Here is a 21826-nt window from a genome sequence, read left to right as displayed (position 1 = left end):
AGCGCGTGCGATCCGAACGGCGCGAACAGGATGGAGGCGATCCCACTCGCGCCCAGGAGCGCACGGTCGTTGGGCGGGAAATCCGCGGTCTTCATCATGGCCAGGCCCGGAGCGTTCTGGCCGGCCGCGGTCACGATGAGCAGAGGGATGGAAATTCCGGCGATCGCGGCCCACGAGAACGTGGGCATGGTGAACTCCGGCACCGTCAATCCGAAGTCGGGGGAGACGGCGTTGATGGCTCCGGTCAGCCAGGCCACCAGGACACCCAACCCCATCGCGACGAACACGGCGTAGCGGGGAATGAAGCGCTTGCCCAGCAGGTAGCCGATGACCAGTGCGCCTGCGGGGGCGGGGTTCTCGACGACGGACGGTGCCACCTGAATGGAGAAAGGCAGAAGCACGCCGGCGAGCACGGCGGCCGTGATGGGCTTGGGAATCGCGTCCAGAATCTTGCTGAACCACCCGGTGACGCCCAGAATCAGGCCCAACACGGCGGTGACGATGTAGGCGCCGATGGCGTCCGAGAACGAGAAGTTGCCCAGCGATGTGATCAGTAGAGCGGCACCCGGGATCGACCATGCGACCATGACCGGTTGTCTGAACCACCAGCTGCACAGCACGCAGGTAATTCCCGACCCCACGGAAATCGCCCACACCCACGAGGCAGTTTGTTCGGAGTTCAGTCCCGCCGCTCGAGCGGCCTCCAGCACCACGAGGAGCGGACCCGCGTAGGAGACGACCACAGCCACGAACCCAGCGAGGGTCGCTGACAGGGACCAGTCCTTCCCGAGCGAATACTTCGGGGCGTTCTGCGACGGCCGGGTTGAGGTGCTCACGGTTCTCCCGCTGGTGAGGTGGTGTGCTGGGCTCAGCTCACCATATGGGGAAAATCACAGTGAGGGAAATATGAATGCTGCGTGACTTAATCTGAATTACATATCAGTGTCGGTGGGGCACTGCTCAGGATCGATCACGGTCAACGTGCCGGTGCGCCCCTCGGGGACGGGGAAGCTGCCCGTACCCCAGTGGAAGGCGTACGGATCGTCGCACGAGCGACCGTCGCGCAGCGCGGTCAATACGCGGTGGGCGGCCTCTTCGGGTTCGTGCGGTCCAGAAGTCCACGGCTGATCCGGGGCCAACGGAAGGTTCCAGCCGGCGTTCTCGAAGTATTCGGTGCGGTGGGGCCACTCCTCCGGCGGTAGCTGGTGCGCCGAGCTGACGGCGCATTCGGCGCCGCCTGGGCCGGTGCGGACCCAGGCGGCCGGCGTGTCAGAACCAGCGGGGGCGCCGTCGTATTCGAGGACGAGGAAATCGTTCCACAGGAGGTCGACAATGGCTCCGGCGAACAGCGCCTGGAGTTTCTCCCACTCGGCGGCCGAATGGCATGGTTCCGTGATGTCAACCACACCGATGCCGGCCCGCTCGAGTCTGTGACGGCCCCCGGGGACTGGCGTCTCCGGGTTGACGGTGGGGCACATGAATTTCACTCCGAACGCAAGAAAACGGCGGCCGATCAGGGAGAACAATCCTTGAGGATCATTCGCAGCAAGGTGTGCCGCTGATGCTTACGGTAACTATCCACGTGTGCCCGGTCGATACCCCGCGCGATTATGACTCCACTGCCCGCGCACGAATCAGGGTGACAGGAGAGAACGAATGTCGTTGGCGGTGATGGCGGAGGAGAACGCGCGGTCGTCGTCGAGCACCGCGGCGAACAGATCGGCCTTGCGCTGCTTGAGTTCCATGACCTTTTCCTCAATGGTGTTCTCAGCCACCATCCGGTACACCATGACCTTCTTGGACTGTCCGATGCGGTGCGTTCGGTCCACGGCCTGGTTCTCCGTGGCGGGGTTCCACCACGGATCCAACAGGTAGCAATAGTCGGCCTCGGTTAGGTTGATACCGAAGCCACCGGCCTTCAGGCTCACCAGGAACACGGGCGCTCGGCCACTGCGGAACTTGTCGAGTGCTCCCGCGCGATCCCGCGTGGAACCGTCCAGGTAGCTGTACGGGATCTTGGCCTCGTCCAATCGCGCGGCAACCAGTTTCAGGAAGCTCGTGAACTGGCTGAACACCAGCGGGCGGTGGCCCTCGGCCACGATCTGGGGTAGCTGTTCGAACAGTGCGTCGAGTTTGGATGAGGACGCCGTGGACTCCGGATCCACGAGGGCGGGGTCCAGCGCGAGCATGCGCAGCGTGGTCAGCGACTGGAAGATCGTGAACCGGTTCCGGTCGAAGTTCTGCAGCAGACCCAGAATCTTGGCCCGCTCCCGCTGCAGGCGCCGGTCGTAGGCGGTGCGGTGAGCTTGATTCAGACCCACGTGCTGGGTGTGCTCGAGCTTGGGGGGAAGCTGCAGGTCGACGTCGTCCTTGGTGCGGCGGAGCATGAACGGTCGAATTCTCGAGCGCAGCCGTGACAGAACATCGGGGTCCTGTGCGCGTTCAATGGGCGTCTGATAGTGCTCCGTGAACTTCTTCTTGGACGGGAACAGGCCCGGAGCCGTCAGGGAGAACAGGGACCACAACTCGGAGAGGTTGTTCTCCATGGGGGTGCCGGTGATGGCCAGTTTGAACCGGGCGGAGAGATCTTTGACCGCCCGGTAGGCCTTGGTGCGCGGATTCTTGACGAACTGGGCCTCATCCATGATCACGCCGGCCCAGGGGAGGGACTGGTAGAGATCGGCCTCCAGCCGGAGCAGAGTGTAGGAGGTAAGCACAACGTGAGCGCCGCTGGCCGTCTCGGGCAAGTGCTGGCGCGTGGAGTTCATGGTCTCGATGGTCAAAGACGGCGCGAATCGCTTCAGCTCGGACGTCCAGTTGGCCACCACGGACGTGGGCGCCACCACGAGGAAAGGTGGTAGCTCGGGGTCCAGCTCGTGAGCTCGGAGGATCGCGGCAATCGTCTGGACGGTCTTACCCAGGCCCATGTCGTCCGCCAGGATGCCGCCCAGGGAGTGATCCCACAGGAAACTCAGCCAGCGGTAACCCTCGTACTGGTACGGACGAAGGTTGGCCTGCAGAGACTCGGGCTTCGCGGGCGCGGGGATCTCCTGCAGGTTCGCCAGTGCTCGCACGCCGTTGCGCCACTGTTCGGCCTGCTGAGTGTCGGTGGCGATGTCCTCGAACTGTTCCCACAACCCGGCCTGGTACCGGTTCAGCGACAACGGCGCGTTCTTGTCCTCCTGGAGCGAGCGGGCCTCGGCGATGAGCTGTTTGAGTCGCAAGAATTCGGGGCGGTCCAGCGGGAAGTAGGAACCGTCAGGCATGAGCATGACGTCTTGGCCCACGTCCAGGGCCTGGAAGATGTCCGAAAACGGTACGTAGTGTTCGCCCACCTTGATGGTGACGCCCAGTCCGAACCAGTCACGGTGTTCCGTGGGTGCGGTGGACACGGTGATTTCCGGCGCGCGGGTCACTTCCTGGTACGCGGGAAGCCCGCCACTCTCCTCGATGCGCAGGTCCGGGACCTTACGCAGCAGGGGGAGCCACACCCGGATGAAGCGCAGTGCATCCGCAGCGGCGTAGGAGCTGCGCTTGAAGTCCAGGTCCGGGATCCTCCTATGCACGGCTTGCACCACCGAGGACTCCCAGCGGGACTCGCGGTTCACGGGTTCGTCAGCGAGCGGATTCAGCGGTCGGAACGGCAACCGGATCCGTTCGCGCCCCTTCTGATACTCCCACTCCCACTCCACACGCTCGGTGAGGTCGTCGTGGTGGACGGTCAACACCATTTCCGGGTCGGCCACCTGGGGTAATTCGAGGGAACCGTCCTTGGCGGTGACGTCCATGCTCTGGTGCAATCGCGGGAAGTACCGTTCGAAGAACTCGTCCACCCCGTCCCGTGGAATAGTCAGTTCTTCCGCGCGGTCCAGGAACGATCGTTGCTGTTGATTCAAGCGCGTGGCCAGCGGGACCATGTGCAACGGGAACTGGTTGAGGTCGTCCGCCAGCTCGAGTTCGGGGGGCTGGGCCTCGGGGAAGAACAAACCGTGCCCCGGTTGTCCGATGATCCGGGTCCAGTGCAACGGGACCTCGCTATCGCCCATGACCAGGTGCGGATACAGCTTGAGGGCGCCGTTCTCGTCCGAGCTGACGCTGACCTCGAACCGCCCGGCGGGGCCAACCTGGACCGGTTGGCCGGTGCCCTGGGACACGAGAGGAATGCCGAGTGACTCGGCCCGATTCAGAATGGGCCACAGCAGGGGAGAGGTGTAGCGCTCCATGTGCAACTGATGGCGGTCCACGGCATAGGAACCCCGGTGGGATTCGGAGAGCGCTCGCAGTTCCTCGAACCAGTCGAGCTGGTCCTCGCTGAGCCGCCCCGACCTGGCGTGGTTGGCCAGATTCCCCCAGTCGATGCCGGTGTGGATCCATCCGGAGCGTTGGCCGCGCAGCACCGGCCGGGCGGTCAGGGTGACCGGCACGGCGTTCTGGTCCTGCTGCCAGGCCCGAGGGCCGCGGTGTTGGACACGGGACAGGTTCAGTTCCAGCGCGACCGAGGGGCCGTTCTCCGGGTCCGTCACCACGCGATCGTGGTCGGAGCCGGGGACAATGCGGGACAGTTCGCTACGCCAGTCGGTTGTGAGCCCAGTGGGCCGAGCGCTCGCGAAATGTACGTCACCATCCATGCCAATTACCGTACCGCCCTCGGGCGACACGCAAAGTCCACGTGTGGTGAGGGCGACTGTCACACGGGCGTCCCGCAGCGGCGTCGGAAACCTATAATCAAGACGAACCTGATTTATTTTCACGGCGCCGTAGGGCGCAGACGGAGGATTTGTGGCAGACGCCGCCGGGCTCCACACGGGAGACCACGCCATTGCATCGGGACCCCAAGAAGTTGAGTATCTACGCTGGAACGACGCTGTGGCCAGGGCTTTCTTTGGCACACAGGCATCCGGTGAACTGGTCCACTTGGACCTGGACGACAAAACCCTCGAGAAGATCGGCGCGGAATTCGGCTTGGACGGGCCCTCCGCATTGCGGGCGATGGCCGATTCCGTCACACCATTGCTGGTGGCCGACGGATCTCGCCGTTCCATGTTCGACGCGTTCAACAAGCTAACGGAAGCCTGGTACCGCGCATCGCGGCGTCAGCTCAACGATCTCAACAGGATCGGCCCGCCGCCCGTGGTGGCCCTGCTGGCCCTGTTCTCGCTGGCCGGACGACACATGTCCGCGCTGGCCGCGCGCACGGGAAACAAGTCGGTGTCGGCGTTCTACCTACCGTTGGCCGTGCTTTTGCAGGCCGGTCAGGACAACGCGAAGGCACTCGAAACGGCCGTCCGCAAGGATTCCGAGATGTACTGGGACGCCCTGCGTTACTGGCTGGAACTGTTCGACGGTCAGGTCGGTCTGCCCTCCGCGTACGCCGTGAACCACCGCCCGGTGGGTCTCGCACTGTCGCAGACGATGTTCGGCGAGGCCGAGCTGCGTCAGCTGCACCGCATGTTCGAGGACCTCGAACTGACCACGGCGCAGGGAATGAGCGCGCAGGAGCTGGGCATCTACGTAGACTTTTGGCTCGACATCGCGGACACGGACGTGTCCAAGGGGATGCGCCGGATCTGGTCCAACCCGCTCACCCGCGACGCAGGCCTGCAGGTCGCGCTCGCCCAGTTGGGTGCGTGGGAATCTTCCCGCGACGACGACGCCACCATCGCGGTTGCCACCGAACGGCGAGCGTCTCGTCACCTGGGCCCACGTAGCGTCAGCCTGTCGATGACGGACGGCACGGACTACGTTGGCAACCCGATCTTCGAACTCGGATTCGTGGTGCCCAAGCGTCTGATCTCCGGGCGTGAGGTCGAGCTGGCCACCGAGGCCGGACCCCGCACCATGTTCCTGTCCTACATCGGGGACGCCTACCTGGGGATTTCCGCGTACAACTCGCGGATGTCCAGCGAAACACTGCTCTCCGGTGAGCTTGAGCTCAGCAACGGGGATACCGCCATCACCCGTAACCCGCGGCCGGTCGTGGTGTTCGCCAAAGACGCTTATTCGGACACGTTCATCTCGGTGGACCACATTCCCGCGGCGTGGCCCAGCCGCATCATGGTGCAGAACAAGCCCGAGTGGGTTGAGCAGATCAAGGCGATCCTGGACGACTCGGCGTCCCCGGATTACCGCATCGTCGGTCCCGGCGAGAACGGTCTGCCGGAGGACTGGGTCCTGTTCGACGACGTTCAGGTGCTGCGCGCCGGTGATCCCATGCTCACGGTCAACGACAACTTCTCGGGGCTCGTCCCCCGACTGGTGCCGGCCGTAACACTGTCCGGTGGCCTGCGAATCCCGGGTGACGTGGACCGGTTCTCGGCGCTGCGCCCGCCGCAGATCACGGTGACCTCAGATTCGGACGACCCGTTGTCGTTGGAATGCGAATGGCGCAACCCCCACTCGTTCAAGCTGATGTCCACCAAGCTCTCCGCGCCCAGGGTGCCACCGTTCCAGGTGAGCCTGGAGGGCTCGGACCTGATGCGGGACAACAAGACGCTTAAGCCCAACGATTACACGCTGGTTCTCAAGGCCGGTCGCACGGTGAAACAGCGACTGGAATTCCGGGTCCGTGACAGCTCCTTCTACATCACCCAGCGCTCACTAGGTTACGAGGGCGAAATGGTGCACGTGGCGCAGGAGCCCTTGTGGCCCGTCACGTCCACCACGTTGGACGAACTGCCGGACGAGTACGTGCAGGGTTCTTTCGACAACATGGACTCCGTTGAACTGGATCCCGAGTCGCTGAACGTCGAGGTCCCGGAGGTTGCGGGTTGGCATTCTGCCGAGGGACTCATGTTCCCCGAGCGCAGTAACGAGCTGCCCGCCCCGGAGGGCGCGTCCTGTCTGATCACCGGCAAGCACAAGGTGATTCTGCCGCCCATGGACCCCAAGGCAAAGGCACCGTGGATTTTCGGCCGCTGCCGCCACTGCGGGTTGACCAAGCGCTATCCCGGTCGACTCACCAAGCTCTCCGCCGTGGGTCAGACCGGTTCGGTGGAATCGCTGCAGTTCATCGGCCCCGATTACAGCGACTATCCCGAGTCGTGGGCGCCTCTCAAGGACGCCCTGACGTTCTTGGGTGGTGGCAAGCGGGGCAGTCTGTCGATCATCGCCCGTCAGTCCGAGGATTCCGAGCGGTTCGAGGAATGGTTCGTGGGCCACCTGCAGGCCCTGGGATTCCTGGAGGTCATCCGCGACGGCAACTGGACGGTGCGCCGTTGGCAGGTGTGTTCGCCCGCGCTGACCCAGTTGGTGGACGGCTCCGTTCTGCTCACCGGCGGGTGGCGCGCAGAGCAGGAAGAAACCGTTACTGTGGCGGCTGAGGCCCTCGGTGCCGAGGTCGTGGTGCTCTCGCCGGAGGACCACGCGACCACGCTGCTGCAGGACGTGGACCTGGATGCCCTGCGGGACAACCTCCCCGAGGGTATGTGCGACGTGGTCTACGAGGCCGGACCCATCATGCTCGACACCCTGCCCCCGCTGTCCTCGGTGGTGGATTCCCTGCCGCTGATCGAGATGCAGTACAACGGCGTGGCAGAGCACTTCGTGCCCGAGGATGCCACGTGGCAGGCCACGGAGGACCGCAACCAGGCGGGATTGTTCCGCATCAATCACCACCACCGCACCCGCTACGCCTACCGCACCGAGGCCGACGTCGCTTCGGGCCACGCGCGTCCGGTCTCGTCGGCTCTGGGTAAGCACCTGGCCGCGCGTGATTGCGGGACACCTTTGGTCAGCCACGACTCCGAGCTGCAGTTGCTGTCGGTGCCGATTGGCGCCGAACTGCCCGGACTCTACGCCCGCGCTGCGGTGCTGTGCTCGGGTTTGCTGCCGACCAAGGTGGACGAGGACTTCTCCCTGAACTACGGGGACATCTCCGACGAATTCGCGAGCGCCCTGGTGGCCAAGCTGCTGGCCTAGCCCAAACCACGGAGGATGATTGCGCCGCTCGGCCGGGTAGAAATGCCCGTCCGGGCGGCGCTTTCCGTTTCGAATTCGCTTAGAGTAGTGGCAGCTGTCACCTGATACTGAGTAGTAACAAGACGCCTCGATCCGGGTCGTTCCACGTCCGGCCCACACTTGCGAACATAACTATGAGTGATTCCTCGACCATGCCCTCAGCAAATTCCGGCTCCTCCGCGACCGAGCTCACCGATACTCCACCTGGTGCCCCTCCTCACCACCGAGACAAGATTCCCGTCAACTGGCGCGTCCTGATCGCCTCTGGCGTGCTGATCATTGCGCTGTCCGCGTGGGCCATGCTGGCCCCCGAGCAGGCCGACACCGTGATCGGTGGTGTCGTGGCGTGGGTGGCCAAATACCTCGGCTGGTTCTACATCCTCACCGCAACCCTGGTCATCGTGTTCGTGGTGATCGTGGCCGTGAGCAAACAGGGCAACATCAAGATGGGCCCTGACCACGCGAAACCGCAGTTCAACATGTTCACGTGGACGGCCATGCTGTTCGCGGCGGGTATCGGCGTGGACCTCATGTTCTTCTCCGTGTCCGAACCGGTCAGCCAGTACTACGCCCCACCTGTGGGCGACGGGCAGAACCTGGAGGCCGCACGGCAGGCCGTGGTGTGGACCCTGTTCCACTACGGCATCACCGGTTGGGCCATGTACGCGCTGATGGGCATGGCTTTCGGCTACTTCGCCTACCGGTTCGGTATGCCGCTGAGCATCCGCTCGGCTCTATACCCGCTGATCGGCAAACGCATTCACGGTCTCGCCGGCGACGCCGTGGACACCGCCGCGCTGCTGGGCACCATTTTCGGCGTGGCCACCTCCCTGGGTATCGGTGTGGTGCAGCTGAACTTCGGCCTGCAGTATCTGTTCGGGGTCCCCGAGAACCTCGCGGTGCAAGCAGCCCTGATCGCCTTGGGCGTGCTCATGGCGGTGGCCTCGTGCGTGTCCGGCGTGGACAAGGGCATTCGCCGGTTGTCCGAGCTGAACATCATCCTGGCCATCGGGCTCATGCTGTACGTGTTGATCGCGGGCCGTACGGCGTTCCTGCTGGACGCCATTGTCATGAACATCGGCGACTTCTTGGCGCGCTTCCCGGACATGACACTGAACACCTTCGCGTTCGAGGCGCCCCAGGAATGGCTGAGCGGTTGGACCCTGTTCTTCTGGGCCTGGTGGATCGCGTGGGCGCCGTTCGTCGGTTTGTTCCTGGCGCGCATCTCCCGCGGCCGTACCCTGCGCCAGTTCGTGGTCGGCACCATGACGGTCCCGTTCGCGTTCATCCTGCTGTGGATCTCGATCTTCGGTAACTCCGCGCTGGACCTGGTGGTCGGGGGCGACGCCGTATTCGGTGAGGTGGCCATGAGCACCCCCGAGCGAGCCTTCTATTCGCTGCTTGCCGAGTACCCCGGCGCAACGATCGCGGCCTCCATCGCGACGTTCACCGGTCTGTTGTTCTACGTGACCTCCGCCGACTCCGGCGCGCTGGTCATGAGTAATTTCACCTCCAAGATCGACGACCCGAACCAGGACGGCCCCAAGTGGCTGCGCGTGTTCTGGGCGGTCGGCACCGGCGTGCTCACCCTGGCCATGCTGTTGGTGGGTGGCGTCACCACGTTGCAGAACGCAACCCTGATCATGGGGCTGCCGTTCTCCGTGGTGATGTATTTGATCATGATCGGACTGTGGCGGGCCTTGCGCGTGGAAGCCAGCCGATCGGCGTCGTCCGCGGCGGCCAGTCGATCCGCCGTGGCTGGTCGCACCGGCCGCGAGACGCACTGGCGCTCGCGACTCACCAGGCTGGGCAACTATCCGGGCGGTCGCACCGCGCAACGCTACATCCACGACGTCGCGGCGCCCGCCTTGAAGACCTTGGCCGCCGAAATCCGGGAGACCGGCGCGGAGGTCACGGTCGAATGCACGCAGATCCCGGACAATCCCTCGGTCGACCAAGTCTGCATGCACGTGAATCTGGAACCCGAGCGTGATTTCACGTACCAGGTGTATCCCGTGGCGTTCCCCACGCCCGGCTTCGGCGGCTTCCGAACCAACCCCGATTCGGACCTGTACTACCGACTGGAAGTGTTCACCGCGACCGGTTCACTGGGCTACGACGTGCTGGGATACACCCCGGAGCAGCTCATCAACGACGCCCTGGACGGTTACGAACGCCACCTCGAATTCATCCGGCTCAACCATGAACACCCCGGAAGCACCCAGATTGGTCTGACCACTAGTGAGACCATTACCTGGAGCGAAGACTTCTCTGAACCCAAGGAGGAAACACGATGAGCAACACCCTGTACATCGACGGACAGTGGGTCCCCGCGATCGACGGTGGCACTCGCACCATCACCTGCCCCGCTGACGGCACCGAGGTGGCCGTGGTCGCCGAGGCCACGAGTGAGGACACCGAGCGCGCGATTGCCGCGGCCCGGGCCGCCGCGGACGACGAGCGCTGGGCGAGCGTGCCGGCTCCGGAACGCGGAAGCTTCCTGTTGCGGGTGGCGGCCACCCTGCGCGATCGTTCCGAAGAGTTCTCCCTGGCGGAGTCCAAGGACACGGGCAAGCGAATCGACGAGTCCCGCCAGGACATGTCCGACATCGCGAACTGCTTCGAGTACTTCGGCAAGATTGCAGCGGCGGATGCCGGCCGCATCGTCGATGCCGGTGATCCCGACGTGGTCAGCCGAATCGTTCACGAACCCGTGGGTGTGTGCGGCATGATCACCCCGTGGAACTACCCGCTGCTGCAGGCCGCGTGGAAGATCGCACCGGCGCTGGCCGCCGGCAACACCTTTGTGCTCAAGCCCGCCGAACTGACTCCGCACACCGCGATCCTCATGATGCAGGTGCTCGAGGACCTCGGGCTGCCCGCCGGCGTGGGCAACCTGGTGTTGGGCGCGGGCGCGCAGGCGGGTGCTCCGCTCTCCAGCGATCCTCGCGTGGATCTGGTGTCCTTCACCGGCGGCCTGGTGACCGGTCGCGTGATCGCGGCCGAAGCGGCGTCGACGGTCAAGAAGGTGGCTCTGGAGCTGGGCGGCAAGAACCCCAACGTGATCTTCGCGGACGCCGAGTACGACGCCGCGCTGGACAACGCGCTCAACGGCGCGTTCATCCACTCCGGCCAGGTGTGCTCCGCCGGGGCGCGACTGGTGATTGAGGAATCTATCGCGGAGAAGTTCGTGACCGATCTGGTGCGCCGAGCCGAACAGATTCAGCTGGGCGGGCCGTTCGACGAGAAGGCCGAGACCGGCGCGCTGATCTCCGAGGCCCACCGTGACAAGGTGCACGCCTACGTGGAGCGGGCCCGCGAGCAGGGCGCTCGGGTGCGCTGCGGTGGCCAGTTCGCGGAAGGACCTTCGGCGGACGGATCGCTAGACCTCGGCAAGGGCGTGTTCTACCTGCCCACCGTGATCGACCAGTGCACGAGCGAGATGGACTGCGTGTACGACGAGGCCTTCGGCCCCACCGTGACGGTGGAAACCTTCCGTACCGAGGAAGAAGCCATCGAGATCGCCAACGACACCAACTACGGCCTGGCCGGAGCCGTGTGGACCCAGGATGCGGGCCGCGCTCAGCGCGTGGCCGGCAAACTGCGCCACGGAACCGTGTGGATCAACGACTTCGGTCCGTACCTGCCCCAGGCGGAGTGGGGCGGCATGAAGCAGTCCGGTGTGGGCCGCGAACTGGGCTTCCACGGACTGGCCGAGTACCAGGAGACCAAACACATCTACCAGAACACCCGCCCCGCGGTGACCGGCTGGTTCGCCGAGCACTGAGCGGCCCGACTGGACCTCACCGAGCACCGAAGAACGACCGATGGGAGAAACTGTGACCACTACTGAAAACGTGGCTACCTACGATTACGTTGTTGTCGGAGCGGGCTCCGCCGGCGCCGTGATCGCGGCGCGCCTGAGCGAGAACCCGAACGTGAGCGTGGCCCTGCTCGAAGCCGGCGCCCACGATGAGAACGTGCCGGAAGTCCTGACGCTCGACCGCTGGATGGAACTGCTCGAATCCGGCTACGACTGGGATTACCAGATCGAACCGCAGGAGAACGGCAACTCGTACATGCGCCTGGCCCGCGCCAAGGTGCTGGGCGGTTGCTCGTCGCACAACTCGTGCATCGCCTTCTGGGCACCCGCCGAGGACATGGACGAATGGGAGTCCAAGTTCGGGGCCGAGGGCTGGAACGCGGAGACGGCCTTCCGGTTGTACAAGAAACTCGAGAACAATGAGGACCCCGGATCCCACCACGGCCACGACGGGCCCGTGCGGCTGCGCCAGGTCCCCGCCGTGGATCCCTGCGGCGTGGCGGTTCTCGACGCCGCCGAACAGGCCGGGATTCCGCGCGCTGACTTCAACACCGGCAAAACGGTGACCCAGGGCGCGAACTTCTTCCAGATCAACGCGCGCGAGGACGGAACCCGCTCCTCGTCCTCGGTGAGCTACCTGCACCCGATCCGGGACCGTGAAAACCTCACGATCCTGACCGGCACCCAGGCCAAACGAATCGTGGTCGACGAGAACCAGCGAGCCACCGGCGTGGAGGTCACGGACAACGCTTTCGGTCGTGCGCACGTGATCTCGGCCAACCGCGAGGTCGTCGTCTCCGCCGGTGCGATCGACACGCCCAAGCTGCTCATGCTCTCGGGAATCGGTCCGGCCGAGCACCTCACCGAGGTGGGCGTGGACGTGCTGGTGGACTCCCCGGGCGTGGGCTCGCACCTGCAGGATCACCCGGAGGCCGTGATCCAGTGGGAGGCCAAGCAGCCCATGGTCGAGGACTCCACCCAGTGGTGGGAGATCGGCCTGTTCGCCCAGGTGGACGACGGATTGGACCGCCCGGACCTGATGATGCACTACGGCAGCGTGAACTTCGACATGCACACCTACCGCCACGGGTACGCCACGGCGGACAACGCGTTCTGCCTGACCCCCAACGTGACCCACGCTCGTTCCCGCGGCACCGTGCGGCTGCGCACGCGTGACTACCGGGACAAGCCCCGCGTGGATCCCCGGTACTTCACCGACCCGGAGGGTTACGACCTACGGATCATGACCGCGGGTATCCGCAAGGCCCGTGAAATCGTCTCGCAGTCCGGGCTCTCGGAATGGGCCGGTCAGGAGCTGTTCCCGGGTCAGGATGTGCAGACGGACGAGGAGATCGCCGACTACATCAAGCGCACCCACAACACCGTGTACCACCCCGCGGGTTCGTGCCGCATGGGGCCGGTCGAGGATCAGGATTCTCCGCTGGATCCGCAGTTGCGGGTCAAGGGCGTGAGCGGCCTGCGCGTGGCTGATGCTTCGGTGATGCCGGAACTGGTCACCGTGAACCCCAACATCACGGTCTACATGATTGGTGAGCGCGCCGCTGAGCTGATTGCCCAGGAGCAGGAGTCGCCCTCGGACAAGTAGCGGCACCATGACATGAATGAAGCCCGGCACCAGTGCCGGGCTTCATTCGTGCGGTCCTGATCAGGCGCTGAGCGCCACCGGTTTCGGTTCCAGTTTGTAGAACGGAATGCCACCGGAGACGTTTGATGCTCCGGGAACGAGTAGCTGCTGGTACTTCTCGCACCATTGGGCGCGGCCGCGGTTGTGGGCGGCTGCGTGGGCCAGGGCGCGAACGTTGCTGCTCATGTATTCGTGGATGTCCCCATTGGACTCCATGAGACGCACCATGTGGTGGTCGGGGTCGATGTCGACGGTGACGTCAACCCATTGTTCTCGAGGGGACTCGGTCTTTGTGCGTAGTTGTTGAATGTTCTTCATCAGTATTGTGCTTTCGTACAGTGAGGTTCTTGCTGCGCCCGCGGTTGCGCCACAGCCGCTTCGTCATCCAAACCACCCCTGAACCAAGGGTTGGCGTGCGCCGGGTTGGAGCCCAGCAGGATCTCGGGTTTTACCCCGATTTCCAGAGCGCATCTCGTGAAGCTGGATTAGAGCGTAGCGGGTTGGGCGCATGACAAACCAGAGGGTGTCTCATAACGTCACCAAAAGTTAATCTACGAATGGATCGTGCACCACGGATCACGGCGCGGTTGTGGACAACCTGCGCGCACGAGATGCCACGGTGCGGGCTTGTGCATAGTGCTCCATGAGCTGGTCACACACGGCGTTCCACGTGCGAGTCTGCACGGTGGTGTAGGCGGTGCGGGAGAAGGCGGCGCGTTTGGCGTTGTCACCCGCGAGATCCAGCACGCGATCGCGGAGCATCTCGGTGTCACCGGGCTTGTAGAGCCAGCCGTTGCGGGACGAATCAACCAGGTCCACGGGCCCACCGCGGCCCACGGCCACGACGGGTACGGCGCTGGCCATGGCTTCCTGGATTGTCTGGCAGAACGTCTCGTGTTCACCGGGGTGCACGAACACGTCCAGGGAGGCCATGGCGGTGGCCAATTCGTCACCGTCCAGGAAACCCACGAAGTACGCATTGGGGAGCAGCATGCGGAGCTTCTCCTTCTCCGGCCCCGAGCCCACGATCACCGGTCGGGTATCGGGCAGCGAATCCAGGACCACGAGATCCTGCACCTGCTTTTCGGGAGCCAAGCGCCCCACGTAACCCACGAGCTTCCGGCCGCCGCCCACCCGTTCGCGCCATTCGTGATCGCGCCGAGCCGGGTTGAAGCGGCGGGTGTCCACGCCGCGTCGCCACATGCGCACGCGTTGCACACCGTGTTCATGCAGCGACGAGATGGACGCCGTGGACGGCGCCAAGGTCACAGTCGAACTGTTGTGCATGTTTCGCACGTGGCTCCACAGCACGTTCTCCAGGACCGGGGCACCGTAGCGGGCCGCGTATCCGGGAACGTCGGTCTGGTAAATGGAGACGCACGGTAAGCCCAGATTCTTGGCGGCCTGGATGGCCTGCCAGCCCAGGACGAAGGGGGAGGCCACGTGCACGACGTCTGGTTGGAAGCGGGTCAGGATGCGCTGCATGCGTGCCACCGTGCAGCTGGCGACCCGGACGTCGGGGTACCCGGCGAGGGGGATGGACGCGATGCGTTGAACTCTGATCCCGTCCATGGAGTCCACGGAGCCCAGGGCTCCGAGTTTTTCGTAGGTCGGTGCGATGACCATGGCTTCGTGACCCTGGGCCCGGAGGTACTCCAGGACTCGAACCACGGAATGCGTCACGCCGTTGATGTGGGGGAGGAACTGTTCGGCAACCACTGCGATTCTCACAATTAATACTGTGGCCGTCGCGGGTCACCGGTTCTTCACGCCAGGGTGACCTGTCGGTGAAGTCTGGGCCAACTCCGGTGGGGACGTGGAAAGATGGAGGTGATGAACTTCCCCACCTTTTCCAACACCCTGTCCGGGGCGCGCGAGCGGCTGCAACGCAACCGCCACGGTGACCCCGAGAGCTCGCCCGCCACATCGCCATCGGCCGACTCCAACCGGAGGGGCCCGGAGGACGGGTTCCCCATGCCCTTGTGGCTGCAGGGAGTCATTGAACTCCTGGCGGTGGCCGCCATCAGCTTGCTGCTCACGGGGTTGCTGATGGCAGCCGTCTGGCTGGCTGGTGGTTTTGATTCCTTGGGCGTCCTGGGCGGCCTTCAACTCGCGGGTCAGGTGTGGTTGGTGGCCCATTGCACGCCGTTGACCATGGCGGCCATCCAGGGCATCGACGTGTCCACCGGCGGCGGCACTCTCACCTTGGTGCCCTTGGGGCTCACGCTGATTCCGTTCGGGCTCGCGGTCATTGCGGGTCGCCGAATCGCGCGCGCGTGTTGGCGGGGGCAGTTCCTCAAACCATTCTTTGCCGGGATGATCACGTACGCGCTCGTCGGGGCGTTGGTGGCCCTGGTGAGCAGCACGGAACACGTCTCCGCGAGCGTGCTGGCGGGCGCGCTGTTCCCGTTGATCCCGGCCGGTCTGGGCACCCTGGTGGGCGGGTGGAGCGTCTCGCGTTCCTTGGCCGCCGTCTTGGGCGCCGACGCCGCATCATGGATCCAGCGCACCAGCCAGTATTCACGCTGGGCCGGTTCCTACGTGTGGGCCGTCGTCCGTGCCGGTTTCCTGTCCGCGGTGGCTGTCATAGCGGCCGGAGCGTTGCTCACCGTGCTGGCGCTGGTGTGGAACTGGGACGGCATCATCGCCGTCTATCAGGAACTGGGTACGGGCGCGGCCGGGGATACCGCTCTGAGCGCCCTGCAGTTCGGGTACCTGCCGAACATGGTCGTGTGGGCTGCGGCGTGGGCCAGCGGCGCGGGTTTCTCCGTGGGGGAGGGGACACTCACCTCACCCTTCGCGAACTCACTGGGTGCGCTACCGCAGTTCCCGCCGTTTGCAGCCCTACCGGAGGGCGATCCGTGGAGCTACGCGTCGGCCGTGGTGGTGCTGCCGGTCCTGGCCGGTGTGCTCGCGGGTTGGTGGTTCCTGCGCGAAGGTGAGAACCACCTGGACGACTGGATGGCCATCCGCTTGCCCATGCGATGGTTCACGTTCATCCTGTCCACGCTGCTGACGGTGGCGTTCATTGCGGCGATCGGCGCGGGTCTTGTGGCGATGTTGGCGTGGCTGTCTCACGGGTCATTGGGCCTGGGAAGGCTCACGGACATCGGCCCCGATCCCTGGCACGTGTTCTTGTGGACCGGCGCCGAGATCACCGCCGGTGGTGCCATCGGGTACGTCCTGGGGCCGTGGCTCGAACGCGAGGGTTACCGGAAGAACCCCTGGAACAGTTCCCTGGAGGATTCATCCGCCAGCGATACGGAAACGGAGGGCCCGGAAGGCCTCGACGGAGAAGCAACGGGATCCGCACGAGACGCCAAACGGGCCGCGAAGGCACAGGCCAAGCAGGCCAAGAAGGCGGAAGCTCGGGAGAAGCGGGCTGCCAAGAAATCAGCGAAACGCAAGGCCGTCCGGCTGGCAGTTCCCGGAGCGGACGATCAGTCGGCGCAGGATCCGGTGCGATCACCGGCTGAGCACCACGCAGGTGCACAGCCCGCATCGCGGGCGGAGCATCGGTCACGACCCGTGGCGGACGGGACGGACCCAGCGACCGGGCCGAGCGGCGTCGTCGATCGGAACCAGACTGCTCCCTGGGGCGCGAACGGGTCGACCGCGGTGACCGCTCAGGAGGCGGGCGACGCAGACTCGGCCGTGACGGACGGTGACGGCGTGGCCGTGTTCGACGGGGCGTCGGTGGACTCCCGTGATCCGGACGGCGCGGGGGGCTCCGTGGTTGCCGGCGACTCGGACGGCGTGGCGGCCGGCGACGATTCCGCGGGACCGGTCTCCAACTCCGATCCGGAAAGGTGATTCCAGATATTGTCCGTGAGTTGTCGCTGACAGTGACTCGTTGACGAGAGCGTCAGGGCCGAATCCACGCACTCTTGGTACACCTGCGAGGCCGGCCACACGGCGAGCCGCGCGCCTCCTCCGAAAGCATTGAACGCGCCCCACACAATGGCCAGAATGGCCAGGAACGTGATGAAGAACCGCGAGGTGACCTTGCGGGACGTACTCAGGGCCACGATGCCCAGCACCACGCCCGCCAGTGCCATGATCACTCCCACGGCCGTGGACCACACGTGGCCGGTGACGAGTGCGGAGGACAGCAACGCGAGCGCCGCTGCCAGACCGGAAAGCCTCAAACGGGAGGACGCGTGTGCTGTGTCTGGGCTTTCGGAATCCTGCATGATCTCCACTGTAAGGCAGCGACCCGGTCGGGGCGGACCGCGGAAAATCGTTAGCATGATCGGTATGCGACTCGTGGTCATGGTTTCCGGTTCCGGGACAAATTTGCAGGCAATCATCGATGCGCTCCACAAGGGCGACGTGGACGTGGACATCGTCGCGGTCGGCGCGGACAAACCGTGCGTCGGCCTGGAGCGCGCGGAGGCCGCCGGGATCGACACGTTCCTGGTTCCGCTGGCGAATTACCCGGAGCGCGAGCAGTGGAATCGGAGCCTGGAACGAGCCATCGCCAACTACAACCCTGACCGTGTGGTGTTCGCCGGATTCATGCGCATCGTGGACGCCCAACTGGTGGAGCGCTTTGCCGGCAGAATCATCAACACCCACCCCTCGTTGCTGCCTTCGTTCCCGGGCGCCCATGCCGTGCGGGACGCCATGAACTTCGGCGTGAAAGTCACCGGTGCCACCGTGCACGAGGTCGTGGCGGACGTGGATGCCGGTCCTATCCTGGCCCAGGTGGCCGTGCCGGTGCAGTCCGAGGACACCGAGGAGAGCCTGCACGAACGCATCAAGTCCGCCGAACGCGGACTCCTCGTCAACGCCCTTGCGGCGCTGAGCCGTGAAGTTAACTTTGATCTGCCCATCGAGGAGCAGTCGTAGACTTTCTCGTGGCGTCGGCGCCATCCACCCACCCCAACCTCTCCTGGAGTTTTTGTGAATTCGATTCAGCTGGACCGTGTACCCCTCAAACGCGCATTGATCTCCGTGTACGACAAGACCGGTCTGGAGGAGTTGGCGCGCGGCCTGCACGAGGCCGGGGTGAGTATCGTCTCGACCGGTTCCACGGCCCAGCGGATTTCCCAGGCGGGTGTGCCCGTCACTGAGGTTTCCGAGGTCACCGGTTTCCAGGAATGCCTGGACGGCCGCGTCAAGACCCTGCACCCGCGTGTGCATGCCGGCATCCTTGCCGATCGCCGCAAGCAGGAGCACACCGACCAGTTGTCGGAGCTCGAGATCGAGCCTTTCGACCTGGTGGTCGTGAACCTCTACCCGTTCGTGGACACCGTGCGTTCCGGCGCTGCCCAGGACGACGTGGTTGAGCAGATCGACATCGGTGGTCCTTCCATGGTGCGCGCGGCGGCCAAGAACCACGCCGCAGTGTCCGTGGTCGTGGATCCCGCGAGTTACCCGGATGTGATCAATGCGGCGCAGGGCGGTGGCTACGACCTCGCCGCGCGTCAGAAGCTCGCGGCCACCGCGTTCGCGCACACCGCCGCCTACGACACCGCGGTGGCCACCTGGACCGCCCAGCAGTTCGAATCGGATTCCACCGCGAACTTCTGGCCGCCCTATGCCGGTCTCGCGTTCCAGCGCGCAGAGTCCCTGCGCTACGGCGAGAACCCCCACCAGAAGGCCGCACTGTACGTCGACGACGCCGCTTCGCCGGGTATCGCACAGGCCGAGCAGCTTCACGGCAAGGCCATGTCCTACAACAACTTTGTCGACGCAGACGCCGCCCTGCGCGCCGCCTACGACTACGACAAGCCCGCCGTGGCCGTGGTCAAGCACAACAACCCGTGCGGCGTGGCCGTTGCGTCCCCCGGGGCCACGGATCCCATTGCTGACGCCCACCGCAAGGCGCACGCGTGTGACCCGCTGTCCGCGTACGGCGGCGTGGTCGCTGCCAACCGCCCCGTGAGCGCCGCAATGGCCGAGACCCTCAAGGGCATTTTCACGGAAGTCGTTGTGGCCCCGAGCTTCGAGCCGGCCGCGCTGGAGATCCTGCAGGCCAAGAAGAACATTCGTTTGCTCGAACTTCCCGAAGGTTTCGGTCGCGATCCGCTTGAATACCGTGCCGTGTCCGGAGGGGCACTGTTCCAGCAGGCCGACCGCCTGGACGCACCCGGTGACGACCCAGCGAACTGGACCCTGGCCGCCGGAGAAGCGGCGGACGAGGAGACTCTGGCGGACCTCGAATTCGCGTGGCGCTCGCTGCGCGCGGTGAAGTCCAACGCCATCCTGCTCGCCCATGACGGCGCGTCCGTTGGGATCGGCATGGGCCAGGTCAACCGCGTGGATTCCTGCAAGCTCGCCGTGGAACGCGCCGACTCGCTCGCCGAGGACGGTGCCCAGCGCGCCCGAGGTGCCGTGGCGGCGTCGGACGCGTTCTTCCCGTTCGCGGACGGGCTGCAGGTGTTGTTGGACGCCGGTGTGCGTGCCGTGGTGCAGCCGGGTGGTTCGATCCGCGACGAAGAGGTGGTCGCAGCCGCCCAGGCTGCCGGTGTGACCATGTACTTCACCGGAGCGCGGCACTTCTTCCACTGAGCCGATTCACGGTAGTAGAGCCCAGGAACGGGCTCTGACGGACCGAGGGCGCGGCACCCGATCCGGGTGCCGCGCCCTCGGCGTCGATCGGCCTCGGGACTAGAAGACCGAGAGGGTATGCAGATACCGTTCCTGAATGTCCTGCAGCGAACCACCAGCATGGGATGTGCCACCCGTGGCCTCCGAAATCTCCTTCAGGTCCTGCGGAGGCTCACCGTCGGTAATGGCCAGCGTCACGATGTAGACGGGCTTCTCCCGGTCCTGTTCCTGTTTGAGTGTGCGGACCAACTCGTTGAGGTCCTCTGCATCCCCGCGCGTGTCCGTACCGTCACTGATGAGCACCACGGTGTTCACCGCTCCGTCGCGGAAGTTCTTCTGCACCTCCCGGAACGCCGCCAGGGCGGTGGGATACAGCCCGGAGTCGGAGTCCTTCGTGAAGTCGGCGCCGGCCAGAGCGTCCTGGATCATTTGTCGTTGCGGGGATCCGTGCACGTACTCGTCCATGCGACGGATCGGGACCAGCTACTGGTAGGGCTTGTCCGCGCCGTCGGCGGCCGGGGAGGTCCACAAACCGACCGAATCCCGGGTGGGGATGAACCGCGTTCGAATTACCGTGGAATCCACCGCGGTGCGCCAATACGAACGGTCGGCGTCCGGGTTCTCGCGCCCCATGCTCTCCGAGGCATCCAGCACGTACAACGCGTTGTGGGGAGACGTCTGCCGGGACCACGTGGTCATCAACCGCTGCCACGGCACCTCGTCCTCCACCTGTAGTCGATGGGAGGACGCAGCCGAACGTGCGTCCGGTAGCCGGCGCCCGTCGACTCCGCGCAGGTGGTGCTCCGACAAGACCTCTCTCCCACGCTCCGAGCCCAGGTACGTGGCGATCTCCTGGGCCGCCTGGGCAATCGTTTCATTGCGACGCGCGGCTTCCGAAGGAACCAGTAGGGGGTAGTCGAGCAACCACGCACCCGAGTCGGGAACCAGCGCTCGCACCTGATCACCCTGTGGATGTGTCTCGACGAAGTCCAGGAACCCCTTTTCGGACACCACCACGTTACGGGATTGGCTTACGGACGCCTCGAGCAGATCAATCTCGTTCGAGGTGGAGTGGCCGGATTCACCAGATACGGTGCGAGCGATCATGGCACGGTTCAACTGCTGCTTGGAGACCGTATTGTTCTGCACCTCGGCCACGGCGGAACGTGTAGCCGCGTGCGCCGCACTGTCATTCAAGGGATTGCCCATCACGACCGAGTTGTCGGCAATGACGTCCGTCCAGGTGGTGAAGTCCCTGGTGTGCTCGGGGGCCACGACGACCGGTGAAGACGTCGCCAAGGATTCGGTGTGGACCGTGAATCGATTGGTTTCCGAGGTGGTGGGGAAAAGGGCACTCGAGGACGGGATCCATAACCCAGCCGACATGTCCTGGTGGGGTTCGGTGTGGCTGTCGGGATTCTCGCTCTGCTCAGTGGTGTCCAGGACGATGCACGATTCCGGGTCCACGGGCTTGTCCCGCAGGATCTGCGCCATGCTCTGGTCCGTGACGACCGGTACACGCTGGGTACTGTCGCATTCGACCGGCACGGTGGGACTCGTGGACTGTTGAGCGGTGTCGAAGACCACGAAGCCCAGGCCCATGCCACCCAGGAGCAGAATCGCCAACCCACCGGCCACGGCGGTGCGGCCACTACGACGGGTGCGTTCGGCGTCGCGCCGAGCACGGCGAGTGCTCTGGACGTTCATGCTGTCCCCCTCGGCCCATTGATACGACAACCCCATCGATTATTGCCTGTGCGCGTCATGCAGGAAGCTTTGTGTCCTAGTTAGGTAACAAGTGACCACCAAAGTGTGGACAGTTCTCCGAGTGGATGGTGTTCGGGCGT

Annotated in this window: 13 protein-coding genes, 1 pseudogene and 1 riboswitch; of the genes and pseudogenes, 7 read left to right on the top strand and 7 right to left on the bottom strand. The window is 64.9% G+C overall.

Annotation, left to right across the window (positions count from 1 at the left end):
• Positions 1-5: 5 nt before the first annotated feature.
• From CKW39_RS15685 to CKW39_RS04275, 3 genes and pseudogenes are all read right to left on the bottom strand, one after another.
• Positions 6-743 (bottom strand): annotated as a pseudogene (locus CKW39_RS15685) (benzoate/H(+) symporter BenE family transporter); the annotation flags it as partial.
• Positions 744-932: 189 nt separating this feature from the next.
• A complete protein-coding gene (locus CKW39_RS04280; protein ID WP_129700378.1) occupies positions 933-1478 on the bottom strand; it encodes a hypothetical protein in 546 nt (181 codons plus the stop codon).
• 156 nt (positions 1479-1634) lie between these two features.
• On the bottom strand, positions 1635-4628 hold the full coding sequence (locus CKW39_RS04275) for a DEAD/DEAH box helicase (RefSeq protein ID WP_095796904.1): 2994 nt from the start codon (positions 4626-4628) through the stop codon (positions 1635-1637).
• A gap of 151 nt (positions 4629-4779) precedes the next feature.
• On the opposite strand from CKW39_RS04275, the gene CKW39_RS04270 reads away from it, so the two are divergent.
• The 4 genes from CKW39_RS04270 (at position 4780) to CKW39_RS04255 (ending at position 13385) form a co-directional block, all read left to right on the top strand.
• A complete protein-coding gene (locus CKW39_RS04270) occupies positions 4780-7917 on the top strand; it encodes a hypothetical protein (protein WP_095796903.1) in 3138 nt (1045 codons plus the stop codon).
• A 173-nt stretch (positions 7918-8090) separates the two neighbouring features.
• Entirely contained in the window at positions 8091-10253 is a 2163-nt protein-coding gene (gene betT / locus CKW39_RS04265) for a choline BCCT transporter BetT (RefSeq protein ID WP_095796902.1), read from the top strand.
• Complete coding sequence (locus CKW39_RS04260) at positions 10250-11743, top strand: aldehyde dehydrogenase family protein (RefSeq protein ID WP_095796901.1); 1494 nt, start codon at positions 10250-10252, stop codon at positions 11741-11743. The genes betT and CKW39_RS04260 overlap by 4 nt, the downstream gene beginning before the upstream one ends.
• A gap of 40 nt (positions 11744-11783) precedes the next feature.
• Entirely contained in the window at positions 11784-13385 is a 1602-nt protein-coding gene (locus CKW39_RS04255) for a GMC family oxidoreductase (RefSeq protein WP_095796900.1), read from the top strand.
• A gap of 60 nt (positions 13386-13445) precedes the next feature.
• On the opposite strand, the gene CKW39_RS04250 is transcribed toward CKW39_RS04255, so the two are convergent.
• Entirely contained in the window at positions 13446-13742 is a 297-nt protein-coding gene (locus CKW39_RS04250; RefSeq protein ID WP_095796899.1) for a hypothetical protein, read from the bottom strand.
• Between the two features lie 20 nt (positions 13743-13762).
• A riboswitch (SAM riboswitch) is annotated at positions 13763-13904 on the bottom strand.
• Between the two features lie 96 nt (positions 13905-14000).
• Complete coding sequence (locus CKW39_RS04245) at positions 14001-15155, bottom strand: glycosyltransferase family 1 protein (RefSeq protein WP_095796898.1); 1155 nt, start codon at positions 15153-15155, stop codon at positions 14001-14003.
• Between the two features lie 102 nt (positions 15156-15257).
• On the opposite strand from CKW39_RS04245, the gene CKW39_RS04240 reads away from it, so the two are divergent.
• The 3 genes from CKW39_RS04240 (at position 15258) to purH (ending at position 19940) form a co-directional block, all read left to right on the top strand.
• A complete protein-coding gene (locus tag CKW39_RS04240) occupies positions 15258-17237 on the top strand; it encodes a DUF6350 family protein (RefSeq protein ID WP_216823145.1) in 1980 nt (659 codons plus the stop codon).
• Between the two features lie 444 nt (positions 17238-17681).
• Entirely contained in the window at positions 17682-18275 is a 594-nt protein-coding gene (purN, locus tag CKW39_RS04230; RefSeq protein ID WP_095797002.1) for a phosphoribosylglycinamide formyltransferase, read from the top strand.
• Between the two features lie 54 nt (positions 18276-18329).
• Complete coding sequence (gene purH, locus CKW39_RS04225; RefSeq protein WP_095796896.1) at positions 18330-19940, top strand: bifunctional phosphoribosylaminoimidazolecarboxamide formyltransferase/IMP cyclohydrolase; 1611 nt, start codon at positions 18330-18332, stop codon at positions 19938-19940.
• A 99-nt stretch (positions 19941-20039) separates the two neighbouring features.
• On the opposite strand, the gene CKW39_RS04220 is transcribed toward purH, so the two are convergent.
• Both CKW39_RS04220 and CKW39_RS04215 read right to left on the bottom strand, forming a co-directional pair.
• Entirely contained in the window at positions 20040-20444 is a 405-nt protein-coding gene (locus tag CKW39_RS04220) for a VWA domain-containing protein (RefSeq protein ID WP_095796895.1), read from the bottom strand.
• 18 nt (positions 20445-20462) lie between these two features.
• A complete protein-coding gene (locus tag CKW39_RS04215) occupies positions 20463-21686 on the bottom strand; it encodes a substrate-binding domain-containing protein (RefSeq protein WP_158222904.1) in 1224 nt (407 codons plus the stop codon).
• Positions 21687-21826: the final 140 nt, after the last annotated feature.

The organism is Kocuria sp. WRN011, assembly GCF_002295155.1.
Lineage (GTDB): Bacteria > Actinomycetota > Actinomycetes > Actinomycetales > Micrococcaceae > Kocuria > Kocuria carniphila.
The sequence above is the reverse complement of the archived record's forward strand: the minus strand, read 5'-3'. Positions and strand labels throughout refer to the sequence as shown.